The sequence below is a fragment of the Verrucomicrobiota bacterium genome (genome assembly GCA_039192515.1).
In the GTDB taxonomy this organism is placed as follows: Bacteria; Verrucomicrobiota; Verrucomicrobiia; order Methylacidiphilales; family JBCCWR01; genus JBCCWR01.
The window spans coordinates 1-20,386 of sequence record JBCCXA010000014.1; the positions used below are offsets into that span (position 1 = coordinate 1).

Here is a 20,386-nt window from a genome sequence, read left to right on the forward strand (position 1 = left end):
AAGTGAACAACACGTCAACCATATCCGCCTTAGATTGGCTGCCTACATTGTGTGGAATTGCAGGCGTAAACATCAACCCTAATGAGTTTCATGGAGAAGATATACTAGACATCTGGATGGGGAACGATCGTTCGCGCGTAAGTAACCAATACTGGGAACGTTCAATGAAACAAGTCGATGACGAGGGCGAATGGAGGCTGTATGTAAATGAGAAAAGACCAGGAGTTTTCAAGATAACCGGGCTATACAACTTAACAGCCGACTTATACGAGACCAAAGACCTCCAAAAAAATCCTCTTTATGCAGATAAAAAGGCCGAACTTCTAGCTGACTGGCAGGCTTGGGCAGCTACCTTACCAGTTACCTTGCCTTAACAAGTATGCAAGACCTGCACTAAATACTGATTCCCACAGTAGACCCCAAGGCCAAGTAAGCCTTGCTACTGTGGGATAATTTTAAGCATCTAGAAGCTTTCAAGCTTAACTTTAAGCTACTTCCTAGCTCTTAGCCATCGTAGCCGGGAGCAATGCCTTAATCAGATTATCCAGTCTCTTTTCATTGTGGCTCAAGCTTTTATGCATCTCGTTCAACTTCTATTACCTAATCCGCGTTAAAGATCCTCTGTGCTCATTTCTGTAAACTAACCCTTGTTCATTATTCGCTCTATGGTTAGCAGAGAATGCTCGCAGGCATCAGTATCTATTCAGAGCATGTTTGAATTCACTTCAATAACATTTAAATATCCATTTTTGTCACTGGGGTTATCGATAAGATTGAAGCATTCATAAATTATTCCGCCGGATTGATCCTCTGATGCCAACTCCAATCAAAGCCTAGTTGCTCTGTGCACTTTTCCGGATTTGATCCCCTGAAACTGACCCCGATCTAAGCAGTATGGTGCTCCGCGCAAATTTTTTATAGCTTTCCCGGTCAAGCCGCAAGATGACAATAAAATAAGCCGGAGATAACTCTAAGAGGTCTGAAAGCATAATAGCTTGGACCAGGCACTATCAATTATTCATTAGCAAATAAGCTAATCATATTTATGTATACACATACGGTTAATAAAGATTTGGATTAAATGTTTAATTTATTTGTGTTTCCACCCGATCTTATAAGAGGAAAGCAGTGATTATGAAAAAGAAGGAACCCATCAAAGTTAAAAAATCAGGGGAAATTCAGGATACGTTCCAGGCATATCTGAATGAGATTGGAAAGACCAAATTACTGACACGAGCTCAGGAAATTGAGCTGGCTGAAAAGATCAAGGCTGGCGACTCCAGAGCACGTCAGCATATGATCCAAGCAAACCTCAGACTTGTCGTTAAGTTGGCTCAGGACTATAAGAATTATGGACTACCCATGCTTGACCTGATTTCAGAAGGCAATTTGGGCCTTATACGTGCAGTTGAAAAATTTGATCCAGAAAAAGGTGCTAAATTCAGCACCTATGCCTCTTGGTGGATCAAGCAATCCATCAGACGAGCACTAGCCAATCAGAGTAAAACTATACGTTTGCCTGTTTATCTGAGTGATCGCGTTCAGAAAATGAGACGCATTGAGCATCAACTAACGGATGAACTGAGTAGGAATCCTACAGATTCTGAACTGGCTGCAGAGTTAGAAATGACTATAGCTCAGGTTGCTATGCTAAAAAGAGTGTCGCTCGAAACACTGTCGCTAGATGCGTCTGCCTTAAGTGATACGGAAGACTATACACTCGCAGAATGCCTTGGTGACGCCAACTCGGACGATCCCTCAGAGCAATTAGAAGAAATGAATATGCAGCAGGCTGCTATTGAAGCACTTGCAGAATTGGATCAGCGTGAGATACGCATTCTCTCACTTCGATTTGGTCTAGAGGGAGAAGATGTGCAAACTCTTTCGGAAATCGGCAAGTCTTTTAACGTAACCCGCGAGCGCATACGCCAATTACAGAACGGCGCTCTGCGCAAAGTGCGAAGAGCGATCCGAAGAATGGATTCCGAGTCCAAGCGCGTTGCTAAAAACTTACAAGCAAAAAAGAGTGCCGCTAAAAAAGAAACCCGGGGCATCCTAGAGAACAAACTACCTCGCGAAACCTCTTGTCTAGAAATTAAGAAGCCATTTCCAGATAAAACCGGAAGTTTACTGGCCTAGTCTTGTTATAATCTATTTCATCCATTGACGAAACGTCTACGATCTGGCTTCATGGAACATTTATGAAGACGATAGGGTTAGGACTTGTAGGATGTGGTGTTGTAGGAGGCGGATTGGTTAAGGCTTTGCGTAAGAATAGTGATTTGATCACCCAACGTTCCGGATTGGAATTGAACATCGCACGCGTTGCCGTGCGCGATATCAAAAAGGACCGCGGCATTGACCCTTCTTGTTTGACCACAGAATGGCTCGAAGTTATCCAAGATCCTAAAGTTCAGGTAGTTATTGAGTTAATGGGAGGAACTGACACTTCTTACAAGGTAGTGCAAAGGGCTATTGAATCAGATAAGCCTGTCGTAACGGCAAACAAAGCTTTACTCGCTGAAAGAGGCGAGTCGCTTTTTGCTCTAGCAACCGAAAGAAAAGTCCCACTCTATTTTGAAGCCAGTGTCGCCGGGGGGATTCCTATAGTCCAAGCCCTAACAGAAGGTCTACAAGCAAACCATATTAAATCCATACATGGTATTATCAATGGGACTTGTAATTACATTATGACTCGCATGGCTTCAGAAGGTGCTGACTTCGAAACGATCTTGGCTGATGCCAAACGCCTTGGATACGCAGAAACCGATGAGGCCCTTGATGTCGATGGCATTGATGCAGCACATAAAGCAGCCATCTTGGCAACACTCGCATACGGCTTCTTCGTTCCATTTGATCATGTTTTTGTAGAAGGCATTCGCAACTTAACACCTTTGGATTTTGATTTCGCGAGCAGCCTAGGATATTTACCTAAGCTGCTAGCAACGATTAAAGTAAATGAGAAAAACGCTGTAGAAGTTCGCGTTCACCCTACCCTCATTCCAAAATCACATGTCCTGGCTTCTATAGATGGTGTTTATAACGCTGTAGCGGTTGAAGGAGATGTCGTGGGCAATACTCTCTTTTACGGCCGAGGTGCAGGAGCTGATCCTACTGCTAGTGCGGTATTGAGTGACACAATAGAAGTTGCCTCGCAAATAGCATCGGGTGATGCTGCACGACATTTCCAAGAACACCATCTTTACAACAAACTCATTACTATGGATGAAGTGATAACCCGGTATTATGTCCGCCTTACAGTTGATGATAAGCCTGGTGTGTTAGCACAAGTTGCAGACGCTTTTGGAAAGAACAATATTGGTATCTCATCGGTCATCCAACCTGATAAGTCAAATGCGGATGGCACTATCCCATTGGTCCTTATGCTAGATAAAGCAAAAGAATTGGTTCTGCAGGAAGCCATGCAAACCATTACCCAGTTACCTGTAGTCAAATCACCTAATCAAGTGATTCGTTTGGAAGACTTTGAGGAGTAAATCGAATAGCTTGCCATGACTCCTGTAGCTGGTTCTCAAGATCAGCCCGATGATTGTCACAAATCTTGACTGCTAGAAAGGTAGAACCACCTCGCAGCATCATTCCTAATTTATCTCCTGAAATCCATATTACTACTTTATCTAGAGTATTTTTGAGTTCATTTTAAATAGACGTTCTCAGCATACCCCGGTTCAAACGGGTTACTCAGGAGATTGAAGTATTTATAGATTTTTCAGCCGAATGGATTCTCTGACATCAGCTCCAATCAAAGCCTAGGTGCTCTGTGCAGATTTTCTGGACCCCTCAGTCAAGCCGGAGGACGACAATAAAAAAGCGAGAGATGAGGATAAAGAAGAGCTAGAGAATGACAAGTTGGACTAGGCATTGTTGCCTATTAATTTTGAAATCCATTAGATTGACACTTCATACAGTTGATAGCTAAGCCTTCGTTTGCTTCATATTCAGGTTAGCTCAGACCATATGATTAATACATCTACATCAACTGTTTCACTCCCTTATGACTCAAGCTTTTATGCAATGATAATGCCACCGTTTAAAAGTTGAGGAAAGTGAAGAGTGTGGCAGGTTCTTGTTCTGTCTTTGTAAAATGGAATAGTGACCATCAAAATAGAGAACTACTTCTTAGGGCTTTGATTTCTGACAAATCACAAACTCCATTCTTTGCTACAATGGAATATGAAAAATTGGTTGATACAGCACCTAAAGAAGATCCCCCTAACACGACTTAGGAGTCTAGTGACTTAGATCGGATAAGATGGCCTATACTACATAGAAGAGCTTTAGAGTAGAAAAGCATTCTGTGAGTTTTTAATCTGGTTTAACTCGAGCATGACAAAAAGATACAATCGGAAGTGCCATTAAGTCTGTACGGTTGCCTTAACTACCAGATGATGAGAATTGAGGAAGGCTTGACAAAATGGTGAAGAACAAACTGAAAAGAAGAAGTGTAAGTTCTCCATATAGCAGATACCAATAACCCGGTGATGAAAGTTAGACTCATGACCTATTGCCTCGACTTTCTTTTATCACCCTAGCATGCTCGTCAGTGAGGATGTTCAGAAAACTATACGTCTTTCCCCTACTTACTGTTGGCTACACATCCATACTTTCAGCCCACATGGCAGACCAGCAAACAGCTATTGCGGAAATTCGCTTCCCCTCCCCGAGCCAGTGGCAAGTCAGTATCCGCTTGGATGGCGAAGCGATCTTTCTCAATCTTCCAAATGACTGGCCTAATATGAGCGAATTTAAATCGCTGGAAGAACTTTACACTAACGAAACATTAACCGGTGATGAAATCCGAATTCCCATTTTAGAGTCGCTTGCTAAGCATATTCGTTTTTTGGTTGATGATAAGCCAATAAGCTACGAGTCAAGATTTTCCAAAGATCCTGAATTTGACTATGAGCCATCTTTTGGGGAATCCCTTTGGGGGCTCATCGAGTATGAGGGTCTCTTACCTCAGAGAGCTAAGAGCTTTCGCTTGCATTTCCCTAGAGAATACTATCCTTTGGTGATTAACCTATATCCAGCGAATTCTAAAGCATTATTAACTGATATCTTTCCAGCGGGTTTGACCAGGCCCCCTGAGCCCTATTTTTTCGAGTCTTCGGGGAATATAGGTGTGAATAAAGATGAAAAAGGCCTAGTGACTTATCTAAAGGGGTGGCTAATAATACCCTTTTCATGCTCTATACTCTTGGTTGTTTTTGTATTTGGTTGGCTGATAAGGAAAAAATGGCCATTTTTTTAGGCAGGAAAAATTAAGCCTATTCATTTTTCTATTGGCAAATTATGAACTCTGGGCTAGCGTAACCGGCTCTCATGGTCAAAAAAGCATTGAAGAAGAAGGCATCAAAAGTCGCCAAAAAGAAAGCCTTGCCAGCTAAAGCCGCTAAAAAGAAAGTCGCTGCAAAGAAAAAAGCAGCTCCCCGCAAAGCAGGTAAGGCTCAAAAGAAGACTGCCAGTAAGAAAGTAGCAGTAAAGACTAAAGGGGTGTCTAAATCTAAGCCTGCTTCCAAAACATCAGCTAAGAAACCAGCCGCAAAGAAAAGCGCTAAGGCTCCAGCCAAGAAAGCAGCGGCAAAAAAAGCCAAAACCGTTGCGAAGAAGCCCATTTTAACGAGGGTAAATAAAGCCGCTAAGGAAAAGTCTACGAAAACAACTAAATCATCTGTGAAGAGTTTACAAAAGGGGCCGAATAAAAAGGTTGTGACTACCAGAACAGCAGCAAAACCAAAGCCTAGAACGAAAGCTTCGAAGGGTTCTCCCGCCGTGGAGATACATGAAACGCCTACAACAGCTCAGGCCAACGAAACAAAAGCTACTCCCAAAACGCAGACCTCTGCTCCTAGAGTAAAACCTGTCAAAAAAGTCTACCGCAAGCCCCTTTTCCCCATCAAACCCAAAGCTGAATTAAGGGTGGACGGTTCTCCTCTCCCTACATCTAAAACTAACAAGGCCCCGGTTAAGAAAATCAAGCTAAGTGCTAAATTCCTAGAATTACAAAAAGGACGTCTGCTAGAACTACGCGATCACATGCTCGATCAAATGCAAGGAGTCGCTCAAGACAGTCTTCGTTCAAAGTCTGATAGCAGCTCCTCTTCCGCATTTGGCATGCATCAGGCGGATGCCGGTAGCGATGCATACGAAAAAGATTTCGCCCTCAGTTTACTTAGCCAAGAACAAGATGCCCTTTATGAAATTGAGGAGGCAATCAAGCGCATTGAAACAAGCACTTACGGTGTTTGCGAAATGTCAGGAGAAAGTATACCTCTGGAACGATTAGAGGCTATCCCTTTTGCTCGATTTACAATAGAATGCCAGAAAAATGTAGAGCTTCAGAACCGTAGCCGAAACCGTTGGGACACGACTCCTCAGTTTATGGAGTCTGCTGATAACTTCTATGAAGAAGATGAGGATAGCGGCGAGGAAGAGGCTCAGAAACTAAAAAACTAGGAGATCTCGAAATGACTATTAAGAAGAATGCGCGCCGCAGGCGTCGCAATGCTAGGTCGTCAAGACGCCGCATTGATGTGCACGTCGACGCTATTGAATACAAAAACACCGACTTTCTGAGAAAGTTTATGACAGAACGCGGAAAGATATTGCCTCGTCGTGTGACAGGAATGACCTCTAAGCTTCACCGTAAACTTACTCGTGAAATCAGAAAATCACGTAATGTTTTATTGCTAAAATAATCTAGGAGAAATTCACACATGTCACGTATCTGTTCAATCACAGGTGCGGCACCTTCGCGCGGCCGCAAAATCAACCGCTCAGGTAAAGCCAAGAAAAAAGGAGGCATAGGTATGCACGTCACCGGTAATACACCGCGTACCATTACCCCTAACCTTCGTAACAAACGTATTTGGGTCCCTGAGCTAAACAAACACGTTCGTGTAAAAATTACGGCTAGAGCACTCAAAACCATCGATAAACGAGGTGCTTATAGCGTTCTTAAAGAAGCTGGTCTTATCTAATTTCCCATAATAGCAACTTATCTAAAATTTATCAAAGTAGTCGCTTGACCTACAGCTAAATCAAGAGCGTAATATCTTTACAGAACTTAAACCGGAGAATTTGTAACATGGCATTCAGTACAGTTAGCAAGAAAAGTGGCAAGACCTATTATCTTCACTTAAGGGAGCAAGAGCTTAAGGGTGGAAAAAAAGTGAATCTATATTACTTTGCAGGGGAAATTAAGCCAGGTGCAATTGACGCCCTACCTGAAGGTTACATTGTCTCAGAGAATGAGCGCACAGGTCTGCCTCTTCTGAAAAAAGGTTAGACTTTTTCGTCGCATTTTTCATAAAAAGGCGGTTATCCAAATGACCGCCTTTTTTATGGACGCAGTGTTCTATGCCCCATTCTGAACTCCAGAGTGCTCAGTCCGTTGATCTTTCCTTATACCGCATGCCTGCGGAATGGGAACCACATGAGGCCACGTGGTTAGCCTGGCCTCTCAACCAAGAAACCTGGCCCGAGCCTTACTTAGCTCCGACGCAAGATACTTTTGCCTTTTTAATCGCTCACCTGACTCCATACGAAAAGGTGCACCTGCTCATACCAGAACATGAAATTGAAAATCTAACTCAAAAGCTAGTTACTCATTCCATCTATGATGCAGCAAATTTACATCTACACCATTGGCCATATGATGATTCCTGGATGCGCGATGCTGGACCCATATTTGTTAAAAATGCTTCTGCAGAAGCATCCACTTTAGTAGCTCACAATTTTATCTTTAACAGTTGGGGGGAAAAATACAGTCCTTGGAAAGATGATAATGAAATCCCCCTCAAAGCGGGACAATATCTTAAGACTCCTACCCTAAATCACTCCCTGGTCTTAGAGGGCGGTTCCATTGAAGTTAATGGTGAAGGCGACTTGATAACAACTCGCCAGTGCTTACTCAGTCCTAACCGAAACCCTCACTTGAACCAAACTAATATTGAAAGCTACCTATGTAAGAATCTTGGATGTGATCGCATACACTGGTTGGGCCAAGGAATCGAAGGAGATGATACGGATGGCCACATTGATGATATTGCTCGGTTTGTTTCCCCTTGCAAAATTGTTGCTGCGGTCGAACACAACAAATCAGATCCTAATTTCGAGCCACTCAAAAATAACCTTAAGCAGCTAGCGAAATTGAAGCTAGCGAACCATCAATCCCTAGAAGTCTTAGAAATCCCCATGCCTCAAAAAAGGTTAGAGAATCCTTTTGGGCGTTCCCCTGCCAGTTATGCTAACTTCTATATTGCAAACAATATCGTATTCGTTCCTACCTACTCGGATCCCAATGATGAGAGAGCTTTAACAATACTCCAAGATGCCTTTCCTGAAAGGAAAGTAATGGGCAGAGATTGCCGATCCTTGGTAGTTGGTCTGGGTTCTATTCATTGCATCACTCAACAACAGCCTTTGTAAGCTTTAATAGTCACAAAATTGCCTATATAATGTCCATAATAACAAAGATTACACACCAAATTTAAGCTAGTCTGGATACGTAAAATATTTGTAGAAACTTTTCAAAGCAGCTCAACCTCGTAACCTTGGAAAAATAGTTATTGCTCCGTATCTTAATTATTTGTATAAGCACACAAGATAAACCTTAAGCCTATTCATTTAATTACAAGTTCTATTAGGTGAAATCATGGCAAACTAGAACAAACATTATGAAACATAGCAAAAATGATCAAATGGTCTTCTGGGGCTCATTCATAGCCCTTATCACAACGTCAATGGCCTTTATTATTAGGGCCATCTTAATTAACAGCGGGGTTTGGCCTGAAGAGTTTGGCTTGGACAAAGTCCAAGGAGGAGTCCTTTTTGGTGCGGGAATATGGCCATTCGCCATCAGTATCATTCTATTTAGCTTAATCATTGACCGGGTTGGTTATAAGTTTGCCATGTATTTTAGTTTTGTTTGCTACACCATTTTTGGAGGCTTGGCCATAACCGCTTACAGTATCGTCAACGCAGAGGGGGCTGACCTTGCTGCCGCTCAAGCCAAAGCATGGCATTTCATTTATTGGGGCTCGGTGATTCTCGGTCTGGGCAACGGAACAGTGGAAGCTTTTATTAACCCAGTTGTTGCGACTCTCTTTAAAGATGAAAAGTCGAAGTGGCTCAATATTCTGCACGCAGGCTGGCCAGCTGGTCTCATTTTAGGGGGTATCCTAGCCATAGGTCTTAGCGACATGGTGGCAAATGATTGGAGAATTCTTATTGGTCTGATGTTTTTACCGGCGGTGGTGTATTTGATCATGTTAGCTAAGCAGCAATTCCCTGTAAATGAACGTGTGGCAGCTGGATCAAGCTACCGAGAAATGTTAGCAGAATTTGGAACTGTTGGCGCGTTCATCGCATTTTATCTAATTTTCGCACAGCTTGGTGCAGTCTTTGCGTGGTCCACGGTTGTTACATGGGGCCTCATTGCTGCTTCTGTATTAGCATATGGAGTATACAGCCGATCATTTGGAAACCCTCTTTTATTGATCCTGGTCATCATTATGATGCCTCTTGCCACCACTGAGCTGGGAACCGATGGATGGATCTCTGCCCTGATGGAAAAACCTATGCACGCTGCGGGCTGGGATCCAACTTGGGTGTTGGTCTATACTTCGGCTATCATGATGGTTTTGCGCTTTTTTGCGGGACCAGTTATTAAGATGTTTGGGCCTCTAGGCTTATTGGCTCTTTGCTCAGGTTTAGCGATTGTAGGTCTTTACCTGCTTTCTTTTGCTACGGCAGTTGTCTTCATCTTTGTTGCTGCCACCATTTATGGCGTAGCAAAGACGTACTTCTGGCCGACTATGCTAGGTGTGGTGGCGGAACAAACACCTAAGGGCGGCGCACTTACTTTGAATGCCATCGCGGGCATCGGAATGCTGACTGTAGGTATTCTTGGAGGTCCCTTTATTGGATACTTACAAGAAACTTCCGTTACTTCTGCTATTAAAAAAGAAATGCCGGCTATTTACGAAAATGTCACCAAAGAAAATGATTACCTACTGGGTAACTATGTCGCACTGGATGCCGGCAGCGTTGAAAAACTCCCCGAGGCTCAACAAACAGAATTAGGTGAAATACGTGAAAAGGAAACGCAAGGAGCACTTGCTAAGATGGCAGTATTCCCCGCATTCATGCTGGTGTGCTATATTGGTTTGATCCTTTTCTTCAAGAGTCGAGGGGGCTATAAGCCTAAAGTGATTGAGCAGTCCGAGGCCAAACCTAAATCTTCCGAGCCTGAGCACTCACATGTATAAATAAATCTTAGTTTTAACCCAGATGATATAGAGAGCTACGTTATGTGGCTCCAATATGTGATGGAGGAAAGTGATTTAGGCTTTTGTTTCTAACGTTTGCTTGGCATCTCGATCTGTTTCTTCGGCCTTATCTGATAGGTGCTTTGTTTCTCGAATCATTTCCTCGACACCATCCCACTGCATATGGGTAAGACTATCAAATGTCTTGAGATAAAGAGTGACAGCAGCAGCATCAAAATCTTGATAGATTTTATCAACAGCTGCTTTTATCTTCTTTTTATCCATGCTATCTGGGAAACTGCTAGCGCATCCTGCCCCATCATGTTCAATGCCTAATTCATCAAGAAAAACAGAGAGCATGTCTATTTTGTCCCGTCCCAACCAACTCATTAGAAGGTTTTGAGAAATCATATGCAGTTGAGGCAGGCCTAGCAGAGGCTGAAATAATAAGTGCCTTTCTTTACGAGGCATTTGCTGAATAGTAACCACTCTTTTTCTCAACTGTTTGCTAAGTTCATCTAGAGCACTGCGATATAATTTCTTATTCTTTAAATAAGCTGACTCGAGAATTTCATGATTTAATTGGGGTGTCAGATCTGACCAGACTTCGCACGCTTGCATACACGAACAAGCACACCAGCTAGCAGGAGAACATCAAGACTTATCTGAAATTAGTTAAGAAGTTTTTGTATAGATCCTAGATTTAACTTTCCACTTGATACCAAGCGCCTATTTTATTTTCTATATATGGCATTACTTTCTTTTGAACCTGTTTATCAGGAACGTATCTGGGGGGGGCAAAATCTAAATAAATTGTTCGGCCGGGACATTCCATCGGACAAATTAATCGGAGAATCATGGGAAATATGCGATCGACCAGAAGCAGACGTAAAACTCTTAGAAGATGGACAGGCATCAGAAAAAACACTTCATACCCTGTGGACAAGCTCAGATAAGAAAAGGATTTTTGGAAATAAAGCACCTGATACAGAGCGTTTTCCTATTCTCATTAAACTTTTAGACGCACAAGAAAAGCTATCTCTACAGGTACACCCGCCGGCTGAGTTGGCCCAAAAATTCAATGGAGAACCGAAAACTGAATTGTGGTACTTCTTGGATACAATAGATGAAGCCATGATTTATGTTGGACTCAAAAAGGGAGTTTCAAAAAAAAGTTTTGAAGAAGCCATTGAAGATAGAACGGTCGCAGACTGTTTTCATGAAGTAAAGACCGTCAATGGAGAAGTCATGTTCTTACAATCTGGACGTGTCCATGCAATAGGTGCCGGAAACGTTATTTTAGAAATCCAGCAAAATTCTGATACCACTTTTCGAGTTTATGACTGGGATAGGCTTGGGACTGATGGAAAACCTCGAGAATTACATATTCAAGAATCTCTTGAATGTATTGATTTTAAGGACTTTGAACCCACTTTCACACAACGCCACGGCAACAAACTCCTAGAGTGTCCTCTCTTTAATATTTACAGATCTGATTATTATGAGAAAGAAACTAAAGATCTTCATATCTCGACCCATACCTGCCAATTTTTACATACCGCGCAAGGTAATTTTAAAATTGGCGATCAAGAAATCAAGCGTGGCACAAGTCTGATTGCTACGGCTGATAGTGGCACCTTGGAAGTTGAATGCCTAGAAGATTATGGCGAGCTTGTTACCGTGAGTTTTCCTTAAGAAACTTTTTTTCGGCCTGCTTTGTTTATTCTTTCAAGACCAAGATGTCTCTAAGCTGAAATCTAATGCCTTGATTGTGTGAGTCAAAGCACCGACAGAAATATAATCTACCCCAGTAGCAGCTACTTCAGGAACACGTTCTAGGGTTATATTACCAGATGCCTCAAGTTTAGCTTTTCCAGCTACTAACTCTACAGCCATCCGCATCTCTTCATTGCTCATATTATCTAGCAATATCTGATCCACTCCCAGCTCTGCGATAACTTCAACCTGTGCTAGGGTATCAGCTTCCACTGTCAGTTTTCTATCTGGATCAAAACGCTTAGCCTCTCCTATTACCTGCTCAATATTCCATCCGTTGAGGGCTGCCATCGCAAAATGATTATCTTTGATCATGAATTCATCATAGAGTCCTTTACGATGATTCAGCCCACCGCCACAGCGAACCGCATACTTTTGGAGCGCTCTCATGCCAGGAACTGTTTTACGCGTATCTAAAATTTGAGTAGAGGCTCCCTCACCCAATGCTGTAACATAGCGAGCAGTTTTAGTAGCAATTCCTGAAAGGTGCTGTAAAAAGTTTAATGCTGCTCGTTCACCAACGGTGATGCTTTTTGCATTTCCCTTTATGGTCATGACCGTATCATTTTTAGCCATAGAGCTAGCATCCGCTTTTACTATTTCTACATTCAGAGATGGATCAACTTCATGAAAAACAGCTCGAGCAATAACTACCCCGCATAACACACCTTGCTCCTTACAAAAGATTCTTGCCTTGGTTTTTAGATTTGGAGGAATCGTTGCTTCACTTGTAATATCAAGAGGTCCTCTATCTTCTCCCAGTGCTCGAGCTGCAGCTTCATGGACAATACTTGGTTCTAAACTCTCAATCGACATAAAGACATCATGCAGTATCCAGATGAAATGTCGAATGCATGGCGCAACCTATTGACTGCCTTTTACAACACGGTCGACCACATCTAATAATTCTACAATGCTGAATGGCTTAGGCAAAACCTCTTTAAACCCATATTTACGATAGTTCACCATTGGATCCTTTTCCTTATAACCACTTGTAGCGATGGCTCTAGCCTTAGGATCTATGGTCAACAAACTATCTAGAGTTTCTTTTCCACCCCTTTCACCCGATAATGCGAGATCCAATATAACGAAGTCATATGGCTGGTTTTCTTTCATTGCATCTGAATAGTGACCCAAGCACTCATCACTAGTCACTGTTGATAGAGCATCACAACCAAAACACTCCAACCCCTTGACAAGTAAACGAGAAAGGCGCTCATCATCATCTAGAATCAAACACTTTTCCTTTGCCATGTCTCATGGCATCACCGTCATAACTCGCCCTTACTTGGACTGAGGACACCAGTAAACAAACAGTGAACTCTGTCCCTGCATTCTCCTCCGTATGAAAGCAAATAGTCCATTGGTGTTTTTGATAATAGAGTATGCACTAGCTAGACCCAGTCCACTACTTTCTTTTTTTGTAGTAAACTAAGGCTCAAATATCCGCGATTGCACTTCTTGAGCAATGCCAGGCCCTGTATCTTTAACGGAAAATTCCACATACCCCGCAGGTGTTAGTCCGTCTTTCTGGCTCTCCATGATAACTGTTCGCGCTTTGAAAAGATGGTTGATCTATCTTGCGTAGCTTGTCGAGCGTTATAGATAAGATGATGAATGACTTGTTGGATTTGATTCCGATCGATCTCCAAAACAGGAAGTTCATTATCTACCTGAATATCAACTTTAGCTGAAGTGCCACCCATACTTACAGAAGCAGCATCCTTGAAAAACTGCCTCGGCCTGATTTTCTCTTGAATTGGCTTGTCGCCATCCCGCGAAGCTCAACAATCGTTTATTGAGCTCTTAGGTTAAATCTGCCATTTGTAGAGCCTCTTGCAAACACTCCTTCATAGAAGCAGATAAATCTTCAAATTGGTCAATGACAGGTAAATTCATCATGAGCACACAAAGATGGTTATTAAAATCATGGTCAGATCCTTTTGCTATCTGCCTAATTAATTCTGACCTTGAGGCCTTATCTTGATCACGCACGGACTCCACATTTTGGGGAATATTCAACAAGGTAATGACAATATGTTGTTAGTTATTCCGTTGACTAAAATCTAGAACCGCATGAACCATTGAATCTTCTCTTCCTGAGATTTGCCATAACCAAGAGATAAGTCATGCTTCGCAGACTTTTTCGAGATAACTTCTTGCAGGAAATGTTCTTCTGGCAATACACCAACTTCGTCTTTGTTGAAAATTATGCCGGGAGCATGGTTGAAAGCTGGAAAGCTATCAAGGTCCTCACCCGACCACTTGGTAGCTTGGTAGTTAATCTCTTGCAAGACTCCTTAAGGATCACAGATAACAACTCCTACAGGTAAATGATCCACTAAGTCACAATAATGGCCGCTTTATTTTTCAGCGCGTATTCATTCACTTGGCTAGCGTAAGTACTCATGATTAAAGAAATAGAATCCGCCGCAGAGGGGACACAAATTTGTTCGCCTAGTGTACACTCGCACACCTCCTCAACATTCTCTATACAAATCACTCCTCCTCTTTTTCCCAGGATAGAAAAAGGAACATCGAGCATAGATTTAACGCTGAGTTGTTCGAAATAGCGCTTAAATTCTCTTGCTCTAGGGTCATTGAATTTTTCTAGAACGCAGCCCTTCTTGTGACGGTTCAACCTTCGTTCAAAGTGCTCGATGCAACGTATTGCCTTCTGTTTGTCTTCATAGCTCCAAATCCCCACCCTTTCAACGCCGAGCACCTGTGAGATCTCTTGCGTAATCTTCGCCAAGATAGGCATCAGATCAGATGCATCTGTTAATTACATCTGAGATACCTCTTTGAATTAAATTGATGATTAAAATGTGATATTGGCCCCTAACCACGATCTCTTGAAAATAATTTGGGCTTTTTCAGGACAAAGACTTGTTTTAAGCCGGAACATGTAATAGAAGTTCAATGAGATGCGCAAAAGCTTAAGTGACAAGGAAAAGAGAGTCGCCGAAGATCTGTTAATCAAACCGTCTGAGCGAAGCTCTTCCAAACTAGCGAGGGTGAAGCTACTCGGCGCGCAGAGCACTCATCCGGATGCAGCCGAGACATGGGTCTCAAATAATGATATTTCTGGCAGGCTCTATGTTTTATGGAATCAAGATCTTGAAGAGATCTTTAAGTCTCAATTGTATCATTCGGATTGGAGTTATGCTTAATGAGAGATTACCTCTGTGATATACACGACTAGCAAATACCATATTCAGAAGGCAGCCGATTTAATAAAAGCAGGAGAATGCGTCGCCATGCCCACTGAAACCGTTTATGGGCTTGCTGCAAATGCTTTAAACCCTTCCTCCGTCGCCAAGATTTTTGAGATCAAAAGGCGTCCATCCTTTGATCCACTCATTTTACATATATCGAAAGATTATGATCTTGGACAAATAGTAAATTCTGTCCCAGAAGCTGCAGAAAAAATTATTCAAGCATTCTGGCCAGGAGCCATTACCATTATTCTACCGAAATGCGCATCTGTTCCAGATATTGCAACTTCTGGCTTGCCTACCGTTGCCGTGCGCTGCCCTGCCCATCCTGTAGCTCAAGAGCTACTCACTCATTGCAAATTCCCCCTAGCTGCACCGAGTGCCAACCCCTTTGGACGCATTAGTCCAACCACTGCAGAGGCTGTTGAAGAAGAACTCGGCGACAAAATACCAGCTATCTTGGACGGTGGGCCATGCGAGTTGGGTATTGAGTCGACGATCATAGACTTTGCCGAGGGAAAACCTGCCATCCTCAGACCCGGGGCAATATCTGCCGAAGATTTAGAACCGTATCTAGGGCCTATTCAACAAAAAGGACTGGGCGAACATCCTGAAGCCCCTGGCATGCTCAAGAGCCATTACGCACCACGGACACCGCTTTATCTAGCATTCGAAAAACTACCTCAAGAGCTCCCTAAAGAAAACGCCTATCTCTTCTTTGACCGACAGCAGAATCTTCCCCCTATTTCATTTACCCTCTCCGCAAAAGGGGACCTAAGAGAGGCTGCGGCAAATCTTTTTCAAGCCATGCGAGAACTAGATCAAAGTGATGCAAGTCAAATCTATTGTGAGCCTATTCCTGACTACAGCCTGGGTCGAGCCATCAACGATCGACTCATCAAGGCATCTTCTGGAGCAGTTGCACTCATAGACAATGATTTTATCGTCGCTCCTGCTGGCCGGTAAATTCGAATGAGCACGATTCTTTCTGCTTTCCTCAGTTTCATGTATTTCATATACCTAGGTGAATATGCTTAAGCGAATTCTTGGAATCCCACTCTATATTCAAATCCTTGTCTCAATTTTTTTAGCCATTTTGCTCGGACAACTCATTCCCCAAGATGCCGAGCTTTTTTCTATACCTGTCTTAGGTATCTATGAATTTCTAGGCGATCTCTTCTTACAGGCTCTTAAAATGCTCATTGTTCCTCTAATAGTTTCGGCGGTCATTACTAGTATGGCTGGTTTAGGCAAAGACCATGCCTTTGGCCGATTAGGACTCAAGACCCTAAGCTATTATGCTACTACTAGTATACTCGCGATTCTAACAGGCCTTTTTCTAGTCAACATAACAGAGCCAGGCTTGAAAGATGGTCAGCCTAATTCAATACTTAAAGAAATAGCAGCGCCTGAGGAAGAAGTTTCCTCAAAAGTGGGTGATCGCGGCATGAGGGATATTGTTGAGATCTTCTTGCGCATGCTTCCCCCAAATATCATTAAGGCGGCAGTTGAAGGGCAAATGCTCGGTCTTATCGTCTTTTCTATCTTATTTGGATACTTTATTGTTCATATCCGTAAAGACCTTTCCAAATCATTAACGAATACTTCTGAAGCGGTATACGAAGTCATGCTCAAAATCACAAGTCTCGTCATGCGTTTTGCTCCCATTGGTGTTTTTGGGCTCGTAGCAGAGGTTTCGGTAAAAAGTGATTTAGACCTCTTTTTGAGCTTATTTAAGTTCTTCCTAACGGTTTTGTTCGCCCTAGGAATTCACCTCTTTGTTACCATGCCCATCTTGCTATCTGTAATTGGGCGCGTGAACCCCTTCAAACATTATCGTGCCATGTTCCCAGCACTCTTAACCTCGTTTTCAACAGCCTCTTCCAGCGCAACACTTCCTGTCACCATGGAGTGCTTACAACACAAAGCAGGAGTAAGCCGTCGCATAAGTAATTTTACAACACCTCTTGGTGCTACAGTAAACATGGATGGAACTGCATTGTACGAATGTGTGGCCGTAATATTCCTTATCCAAGTTTATGGAGGTGACCTATCATTCGCCACTCAAATGACGACTGTTGTCTTAGCACTTCTCACTTCCATAGGAGTTGCTGGCGTACCCTCGGCCAGTTTAGTTGCCATCCTTGTTATTCTAAATGCAGTAGGTATGCCCAAAGAAGCTCTCGGATTGCTCATGGTATTCGACCGCATTTTGGATATGTGTCGGACCAGTGTAAATGTATTCAGTGATTCTTGCGGTGCTGTTATTATTGCTCGCACTGAAGGGGAAAAGACCAAACTGCTTTCCTAAAACCCTCTATGGTCTAGGAAACCAGAAAAATAGATTCACGTCGGATAAACTTAACTCTGATAATGTAGCAGAGATTTAAAAATCTGCTGGAGATTATTCTAATTTGATAAATCCTTTGCTATTAATACCCACAACTCTCCCCATTAAATGAGCCTTATAGCCAACCTTATAATGATCTACTTGCTTGGGGTTAAAATTAAAGTCCCTATGCGTAACTTGAGCATAGCTGGTAATGGTTTTAGAAATAATTCCATCCATTTGTATTTCATACTTTTTAGAATCACCTAGCTGGACAATCCTACTGATGGTTCCAGATACAGTGATCGTTTTGTTGTAGAAATCTTTATCATTATAGACTCTATCAAGTTCTGCAGATGTAATCTTTGATTTATAGCCTGATACCCTCCTCCGCTTATTCGACCTCTTGGTATCTACCAACTTACTTTTTTCTATACTTTGTTCTTTAAGGTGCTTTGCTTTTGCAGCAAGTGTTTCCTTCCATTGATTAAGACTGCCCACTAAAAGCAATGGGTCCTTAATTGGCTGCATCTTTTGTGTTTCAATATGATATTTTTCTGCGACTTCCTTAGGTAATTGCTTGAGATCTAAATGCAAGGCCTGACCTGCGTCATAATAAAGAATACCAACTTCCGTTTTACCTATGATATTTGATGAATCAAAATCATCGGGCACTTTATCATAGGTTGGATTTGGAGCTTCGGCAGCAACGTAAGAGCATAGAAAACTTGCTGCTATTACAAATACTATTAGTCTCATTTATAATCATATCGGCCAATTTTATCGAATATCTAGCTCGAGCATTGAAATGGTATCGCATTGATAGCCAATTACTTACAAAGACAAGATTCGTTATGGTAAGTATCCTAGAACTGTTTTATCTTATCCAAAGGAAATCTTGTGCTAATCATTTCCTGTCCCCCGCCTAAAGAAAACAACAGCAAAGTTAGCCTTTGGATAATTTAATTACCTATCATTTTTGCAGTAATTTTCACCGATCTCAGTAAAAAAACACCTATTTATGACGATTTACTATGAGAGTGTATGTATAACAAATTAAAATTATATTTTTGCTTTCTGATAGTATGGCCGTATTTGATTGGTTGTCCTAGTTATGCATTCAATCAGGATTTGTTGGGCATAGACACTATCTTTCTACATGAACCAAGCGATATCCCAAATTATAAAAAATCAAGAGAGATACAATGTGTTATTATTGAAGAGAACGCTAACACAGTAAAAATAGAAACTTCACAATTTAGAGGAATTTCAGATGTCAGGGAAATACCCAGGAGTAATATTAGGGATATCAAGCGCGGAGACCGTTCGAAGATTCTATTTAAAGAAATTAAAGACCTCCTCTTAATACCTAGCACTTCAAAATCATTAGCGTTTTACGACCATTATAAGGAAAAACACTTTCAAAATTTTTTAGAGAATTATCCAAAAAGTGCCGGAGCTGATGAAATTAGAAAATTTCTGAATAAATTTGATAAAGAGAAAGAGTTGGTGGCTCAGAAATGGACACGTATTGATGACAAGTGGTACCCCCCAAACAAACATGCGCAAGTCAATGAGTTCTTTATGATCAATGATTTGATGATGGAAGTCATGCGGGCACAAGAAAAATTAGGCAACACCATCGAGCATGATATCGACATCCTAGCGGATGAAATGCAACAGTTAGGAAATAGTATTTATTACCCATATCTTGTAGAGGGTTTAAGGTACGCTTTCCCTCAAGATGTAGTGAATACGAGTGATCATCCAAAGCTACAGAAAATCCTAAGAACCGATGAAAGCAAGTTGTTAACTGCTATTAATCAGTTTGCAGAAACCTATCAGACATATCATAAATTTAAAGAAAGTGACCTCAAGAACCCTAACATCCTAAAAGAAATTTTTATTAACTTGAAAAGAGTCAGCCAAACTTGGTCTGGCCTGACTCCCTTAGTTGATTTTTTTAAGAGTGAGATAGTATCCATCAAACAGTATTATTGGGACCATATTTTTTCTTCTATCATTGACTTAAATAAAAATATTGAATTAGTGGGTATTGGTGAGTTGGGATCTTTATCAGAAAGTATACAGCTTGATACAATAACTAAACATCAAATAGAGCAAAACTTAGCTGAAATAAAGCAGTTCTCACAAAATGTGTCTGTTCTCATTTCTAAAAATCAATTGAATGAAAATGTGAGATTAAGGCTTCCTGAAAGTGCCCCCGAGACAGCAAAAGAGCAGTGGGCAGAAATAAAGGCAAACATTAGGCAGAAAGCATCTAACCGTAAGGTTAATGAAGCCAGAGGATTAATTACAGCAGGGGATTACTTTCGTGCAGGAAAAACTTTAATTACCGCAAGAGAATTATGGCCAGAAAATACTGAACTAAATAGTGTTAAGACCATGATGTTAGATATATATAAAAATAAACTGGTCTATTATCAAATCGATGAAGCACATGATATTATAACAGAGATGAAAACTGTCTGGCCAGATGATCCGAATCTACCAATTGAGGAAATAGCATATCATGAGGCTAAAACACATTTAAATCGCATTATCACCGGCGTTGTATTAATCCTTGTGGGAGGAGGTATCATAGCCATTTGTCTTGTTACTTGGTTTAGAATTGCACCAAGTATGAGTAACCGATAATTGTCATACCAGATTCAGGAAAACAGAACTGCCTAGAAAACCCTTTGATAGCCTTAGTAAGCACGCATTGACCTTTTGTTAAATTCCTTCCTAATAGTCTCGGAGAGTATTTA

At 41.7% G+C, this 20,386-nt stretch carries 24 protein-coding genes; 16 read left to right on the forward strand and 8 right to left on the reverse strand.

Going from position 1 to position 20,386, the window contains the following annotated elements; genetic code table 11:
• From AAGA18_07770 to AAGA18_07820, 11 genes are all read left to right on the forward strand, one after another.
• On the forward strand, positions 1 to 374 hold a 374-nt coding region (locus AAGA18_07770; protein MEM9445238.1), incomplete at its 5' end, for a hypothetical protein.
• Between the two features lie 760 nt (positions 375 to 1,134).
• Entirely contained in the window at positions 1,135 to 2,139 is a 1,005-nt protein-coding gene (locus AAGA18_07775; protein ID MEM9445239.1) for a sigma-70 family RNA polymerase sigma factor, read from the forward strand.
• Between the two features lie 62 nt (positions 2,140 to 2,201).
• A complete protein-coding gene (locus AAGA18_07780) occupies positions 2,202 to 3,497 on the forward strand; it encodes a homoserine dehydrogenase (GenBank protein MEM9445240.1) in 1,296 nt (431 codons plus the stop codon).
• 561 nt (positions 3,498 to 4,058) lie between these two features.
• Positions 4,059 to 4,247: a hypothetical protein gene (locus AAGA18_07785; protein ID MEM9445241.1), complete on the forward strand. Its 189-nt coding sequence runs from the start codon at positions 4,059 to 4,061 to the stop codon at positions 4,245 to 4,247.
• 323 nt (positions 4,248 to 4,570) lie between these two features.
• Positions 4,571 to 5,272: a hypothetical protein gene (locus AAGA18_07790; GenBank protein MEM9445242.1), complete on the forward strand. Its 702-nt coding sequence runs from the start codon at positions 4,571 to 4,573 to the stop codon at positions 5,270 to 5,272.
• Between the two features lie 71 nt (positions 5,273 to 5,343).
• Positions 5,344 to 6,477 carry a TraR/DksA C4-type zinc finger protein gene (locus tag AAGA18_07795; GenBank protein ID MEM9445243.1) on the forward strand — a complete coding sequence of 378 codons (1,134 nt, stop codon included), beginning with the start codon at positions 5,344 to 5,346 and terminating at the stop codon, positions 6,475 to 6,477.
• Between the two features lie 11 nt (positions 6,478 to 6,488).
• Entirely contained in the window at positions 6,489 to 6,719 is a 231-nt protein-coding gene (gene rpsR / locus AAGA18_07800) for a 30S ribosomal protein S18 (protein ID MEM9445244.1), read from the forward strand.
• Positions 6,720 to 6,737: 18 nt separating this feature from the next.
• Positions 6,738 to 7,001: a 50S ribosomal protein L28 gene (rpmB, locus tag AAGA18_07805; protein MEM9445245.1), complete on the forward strand. Its 264-nt coding sequence runs from the start codon at positions 6,738 to 6,740 to the stop codon at positions 6,999 to 7,001.
• 107 nt (positions 7,002 to 7,108) lie between these two features.
• Positions 7,109 to 7,309, forward strand: a complete 201-nt coding sequence (locus AAGA18_07810) for a hypothetical protein (GenBank protein MEM9445246.1) — start codon at positions 7,109 to 7,111, stop codon at positions 7,307 to 7,309.
• Positions 7,310 to 7,380: 71 nt separating this feature from the next.
• The gene (locus AAGA18_07815; protein MEM9445247.1) at positions 7,381 to 8,451 is read left to right on the forward strand and encodes an agmatine deiminase family protein; all 1,071 of its coding nucleotides are present in this window, start codon (positions 7,381 to 7,383) and stop codon (positions 8,449 to 8,451) included.
• A gap of 248 nt (positions 8,452 to 8,699) precedes the next feature.
• Complete coding sequence (locus tag AAGA18_07820) at positions 8,700 to 10,292, forward strand: MFS transporter (GenBank protein MEM9445248.1); 1,593 nt, start codon at positions 8,700 to 8,702, stop codon at positions 10,290 to 10,292.
• Between the two features lie 75 nt (positions 10,293 to 10,367).
• Here the strand turns inward: AAGA18_07820 and AAGA18_07825 are convergent, their stop codons facing one another.
• Entirely contained in the window at positions 10,368 to 10,913 is a 546-nt protein-coding gene (locus tag AAGA18_07825; protein MEM9445249.1) for a hypothetical protein, read from the reverse strand.
• A 126-nt stretch (positions 10,914 to 11,039) separates the two neighbouring features.
• On the opposite strand from AAGA18_07825, the gene AAGA18_07830 reads away from it, so the two are divergent.
• Positions 11,040 to 11,987 carry a type I phosphomannose isomerase catalytic subunit gene (locus tag AAGA18_07830; protein MEM9445250.1) on the forward strand — a complete coding sequence of 316 codons (948 nt, stop codon included), beginning with the start codon at positions 11,040 to 11,042 and terminating at the stop codon, positions 11,985 to 11,987.
• 33 nt (positions 11,988 to 12,020) lie between these two features.
• Here the strand turns inward: AAGA18_07830 and nadC are convergent, their stop codons facing one another.
• The 6 genes from nadC to AAGA18_07860 all read right to left on the reverse strand — a co-directional run bounded on the left by nadC (position 12,021) and on the right by AAGA18_07860 (position 14,832).
• Positions 12,021 to 12,884 carry a carboxylating nicotinate-nucleotide diphosphorylase gene (nadC, locus tag AAGA18_07835; protein MEM9445251.1) on the reverse strand — a complete coding sequence of 288 codons (864 nt, stop codon included), beginning with the start codon at positions 12,882 to 12,884 and terminating at the stop codon, positions 12,021 to 12,023.
• Between the two features lie 48 nt (positions 12,885 to 12,932).
• The gene (locus tag AAGA18_07840; protein MEM9445252.1) at positions 12,933 to 13,322 is read right to left on the reverse strand and encodes a response regulator; all 390 of its coding nucleotides are present in this window, start codon (positions 13,320 to 13,322) and stop codon (positions 12,933 to 12,935) included.
• Between the two features lie 263 nt (positions 13,323 to 13,585).
• On the reverse strand, positions 13,586 to 13,774 hold the full coding sequence (locus AAGA18_07845; GenBank protein ID MEM9445253.1) for a hypothetical protein: 189 nt from the start codon (positions 13,772 to 13,774) through the stop codon (positions 13,586 to 13,588).
• A 100-nt stretch (positions 13,775 to 13,874) separates the two neighbouring features.
• Complete coding sequence (locus tag AAGA18_07850; protein MEM9445254.1) at positions 13,875 to 14,093, reverse strand: hypothetical protein; 219 nt, start codon at positions 14,091 to 14,093, stop codon at positions 13,875 to 13,877.
• 41 nt (positions 14,094 to 14,134) lie between these two features.
• Positions 14,135 to 14,362, reverse strand: coding sequence for a hypothetical protein (locus tag AAGA18_07855; protein MEM9445255.1), 228 nt, complete (start codon positions 14,360 to 14,362; stop codon positions 14,135 to 14,137).
• Between the two features lie 47 nt (positions 14,363 to 14,409).
• On the reverse strand, positions 14,410 to 14,832 hold the full coding sequence (locus AAGA18_07860) for a GAF domain-containing protein (GenBank protein MEM9445256.1): 423 nt from the start codon (positions 14,830 to 14,832) through the stop codon (positions 14,410 to 14,412).
• Between the two features lie 163 nt (positions 14,833 to 14,995).
• Here AAGA18_07860 and AAGA18_07865 point away from each other — a divergent pair, with 163 nt between their 5' ends.
• From AAGA18_07865 to AAGA18_07875, 3 genes are all read left to right on the forward strand, one after another.
• Complete coding sequence (locus tag AAGA18_07865) at positions 14,996 to 15,241, forward strand: hypothetical protein (GenBank protein MEM9445257.1); 246 nt, start codon at positions 14,996 to 14,998, stop codon at positions 15,239 to 15,241.
• Between the two features lie 15 nt (positions 15,242 to 15,256).
• Positions 15,257 to 16,252: an L-threonylcarbamoyladenylate synthase gene (locus tag AAGA18_07870; GenBank protein MEM9445258.1), complete on the forward strand. Its 996-nt coding sequence runs from the start codon at positions 15,257 to 15,259 to the stop codon at positions 16,250 to 16,252.
• A 64-nt stretch (positions 16,253 to 16,316) separates the two neighbouring features.
• A complete protein-coding gene (locus tag AAGA18_07875) occupies positions 16,317 to 17,597 on the forward strand; it encodes a dicarboxylate/amino acid:cation symporter (GenBank protein MEM9445259.1) in 1,281 nt (426 codons plus the stop codon).
• Positions 17,598 to 17,690: 93 nt separating this feature from the next.
• On the opposite strand, the gene AAGA18_07880 is transcribed toward AAGA18_07875, so the two are convergent.
• Positions 17,691 to 18,374, reverse strand: a complete 684-nt coding sequence (locus tag AAGA18_07880) for a hypothetical protein (GenBank protein MEM9445260.1) — start codon at positions 18,372 to 18,374, stop codon at positions 17,691 to 17,693.
• Positions 18,375 to 18,659: 285 nt separating this feature from the next.
• Here AAGA18_07880 and AAGA18_07885 point away from each other — a divergent pair, with 285 nt between their 5' ends.
• Positions 18,660 to 20,273: a hypothetical protein gene (locus AAGA18_07885; GenBank protein ID MEM9445261.1), complete on the forward strand. Its 1,614-nt coding sequence runs from the start codon at positions 18,660 to 18,662 to the stop codon at positions 20,271 to 20,273.
• Positions 20,274 to 20,386: the final 113 nt, after the last annotated feature.

What these genes read in the sequence shown, in the direction of transcription:
- AAGA18_07865 (MEM9445257.1), top strand. Translation starts at nt 14,996, where the DNA reads ATGCGCAAAAGCTTAAGTGACAAGGAAAAGAGAGTCGCCGAAGATCTG.
- AAGA18_07880 (MEM9445260.1), bottom strand. Translation starts at nt 18,374, where the DNA reads ATGAGACTAATAGTATTTGTAATAGCAGCAAGTTTTCTATGCTCTTAC.
- AAGA18_07810 (MEM9445246.1), top strand. Translation starts at nt 7,109, where the DNA reads ATGGCATTCAGTACAGTTAGCAAGAAAAGTGGCAAGACCTATTATCTT.
- AAGA18_07775 (MEM9445239.1), top strand. Translation starts at nt 1,135, where the DNA reads ATGAAAAAGAAGGAACCCATCAAAGTTAAAAAATCAGGGGAAATTCAG.
- AAGA18_07875 (MEM9445259.1), top strand. Translation starts at nt 16,317, where the DNA reads ATGCTTAAGCGAATTCTTGGAATCCCACTCTATATTCAAATCCTTGTC.
- AAGA18_07780 (MEM9445240.1), top strand. Translation starts at nt 2,202, where the DNA reads ATGAAGACGATAGGGTTAGGACTTGTAGGATGTGGTGTTGTAGGAGGC.
- nadC (MEM9445251.1), bottom strand. Translation starts at nt 12,884, where the DNA reads ATGTCGATTGAGAGTTTAGAACCAAGTATTGTCCATGAAGCTGCAGCT.
- AAGA18_07815 (MEM9445247.1), top strand. Translation starts at nt 7,381, where the DNA reads ATGCCCCATTCTGAACTCCAGAGTGCTCAGTCCGTTGATCTTTCCTTA.
- AAGA18_07790 (MEM9445242.1), top strand. Translation starts at nt 4,571, where the DNA reads ATGTTCAGAAAACTATACGTCTTTCCCCTACTTACTGTTGGCTACACA.
- AAGA18_07795 (MEM9445243.1), top strand. Translation starts at nt 5,344, where the DNA reads ATGGTCAAAAAAGCATTGAAGAAGAAGGCATCAAAAGTCGCCAAAAAG.
- AAGA18_07860 (MEM9445256.1), bottom strand. Translation starts at nt 14,832, where the DNA reads ATGCCTATCTTGGCGAAGATTACGCAAGAGATCTCACAGGTGCTCGGC.
- rpsR (MEM9445244.1), top strand. Translation starts at nt 6,489, where the DNA reads ATGACTATTAAGAAGAATGCGCGCCGCAGGCGTCGCAATGCTAGGTCG.
- rpmB (MEM9445245.1), top strand. Translation starts at nt 6,738, where the DNA reads ATGTCACGTATCTGTTCAATCACAGGTGCGGCACCTTCGCGCGGCCGC.
- AAGA18_07820 (MEM9445248.1), top strand. Translation starts at nt 8,700, where the DNA reads ATGAAACATAGCAAAAATGATCAAATGGTCTTCTGGGGCTCATTCATA.
- AAGA18_07825 (MEM9445249.1), bottom strand. Translation starts at nt 10,913, where the DNA reads ATGCAAGCGTGCGAAGTCTGGTCAGATCTGACACCCCAATTAAATCAT.
- AAGA18_07885 (MEM9445261.1), top strand. Translation starts at nt 18,660, where the DNA reads ATGTATAACAAATTAAAATTATATTTTTGCTTTCTGATAGTATGGCCG.
- AAGA18_07830 (MEM9445250.1), top strand. Translation starts at nt 11,040, where the DNA reads ATGGCATTACTTTCTTTTGAACCTGTTTATCAGGAACGTATCTGGGGG.
- AAGA18_07845 (MEM9445253.1), bottom strand. Translation starts at nt 13,774, where the DNA reads ATGGGTGGCACTTCAGCTAAAGTTGATATTCAGGTAGATAATGAACTT.
- AAGA18_07840 (MEM9445252.1), bottom strand. Translation starts at nt 13,322, where the DNA reads ATGGCAAAGGAAAAGTGTTTGATTCTAGATGATGATGAGCGCCTTTCT.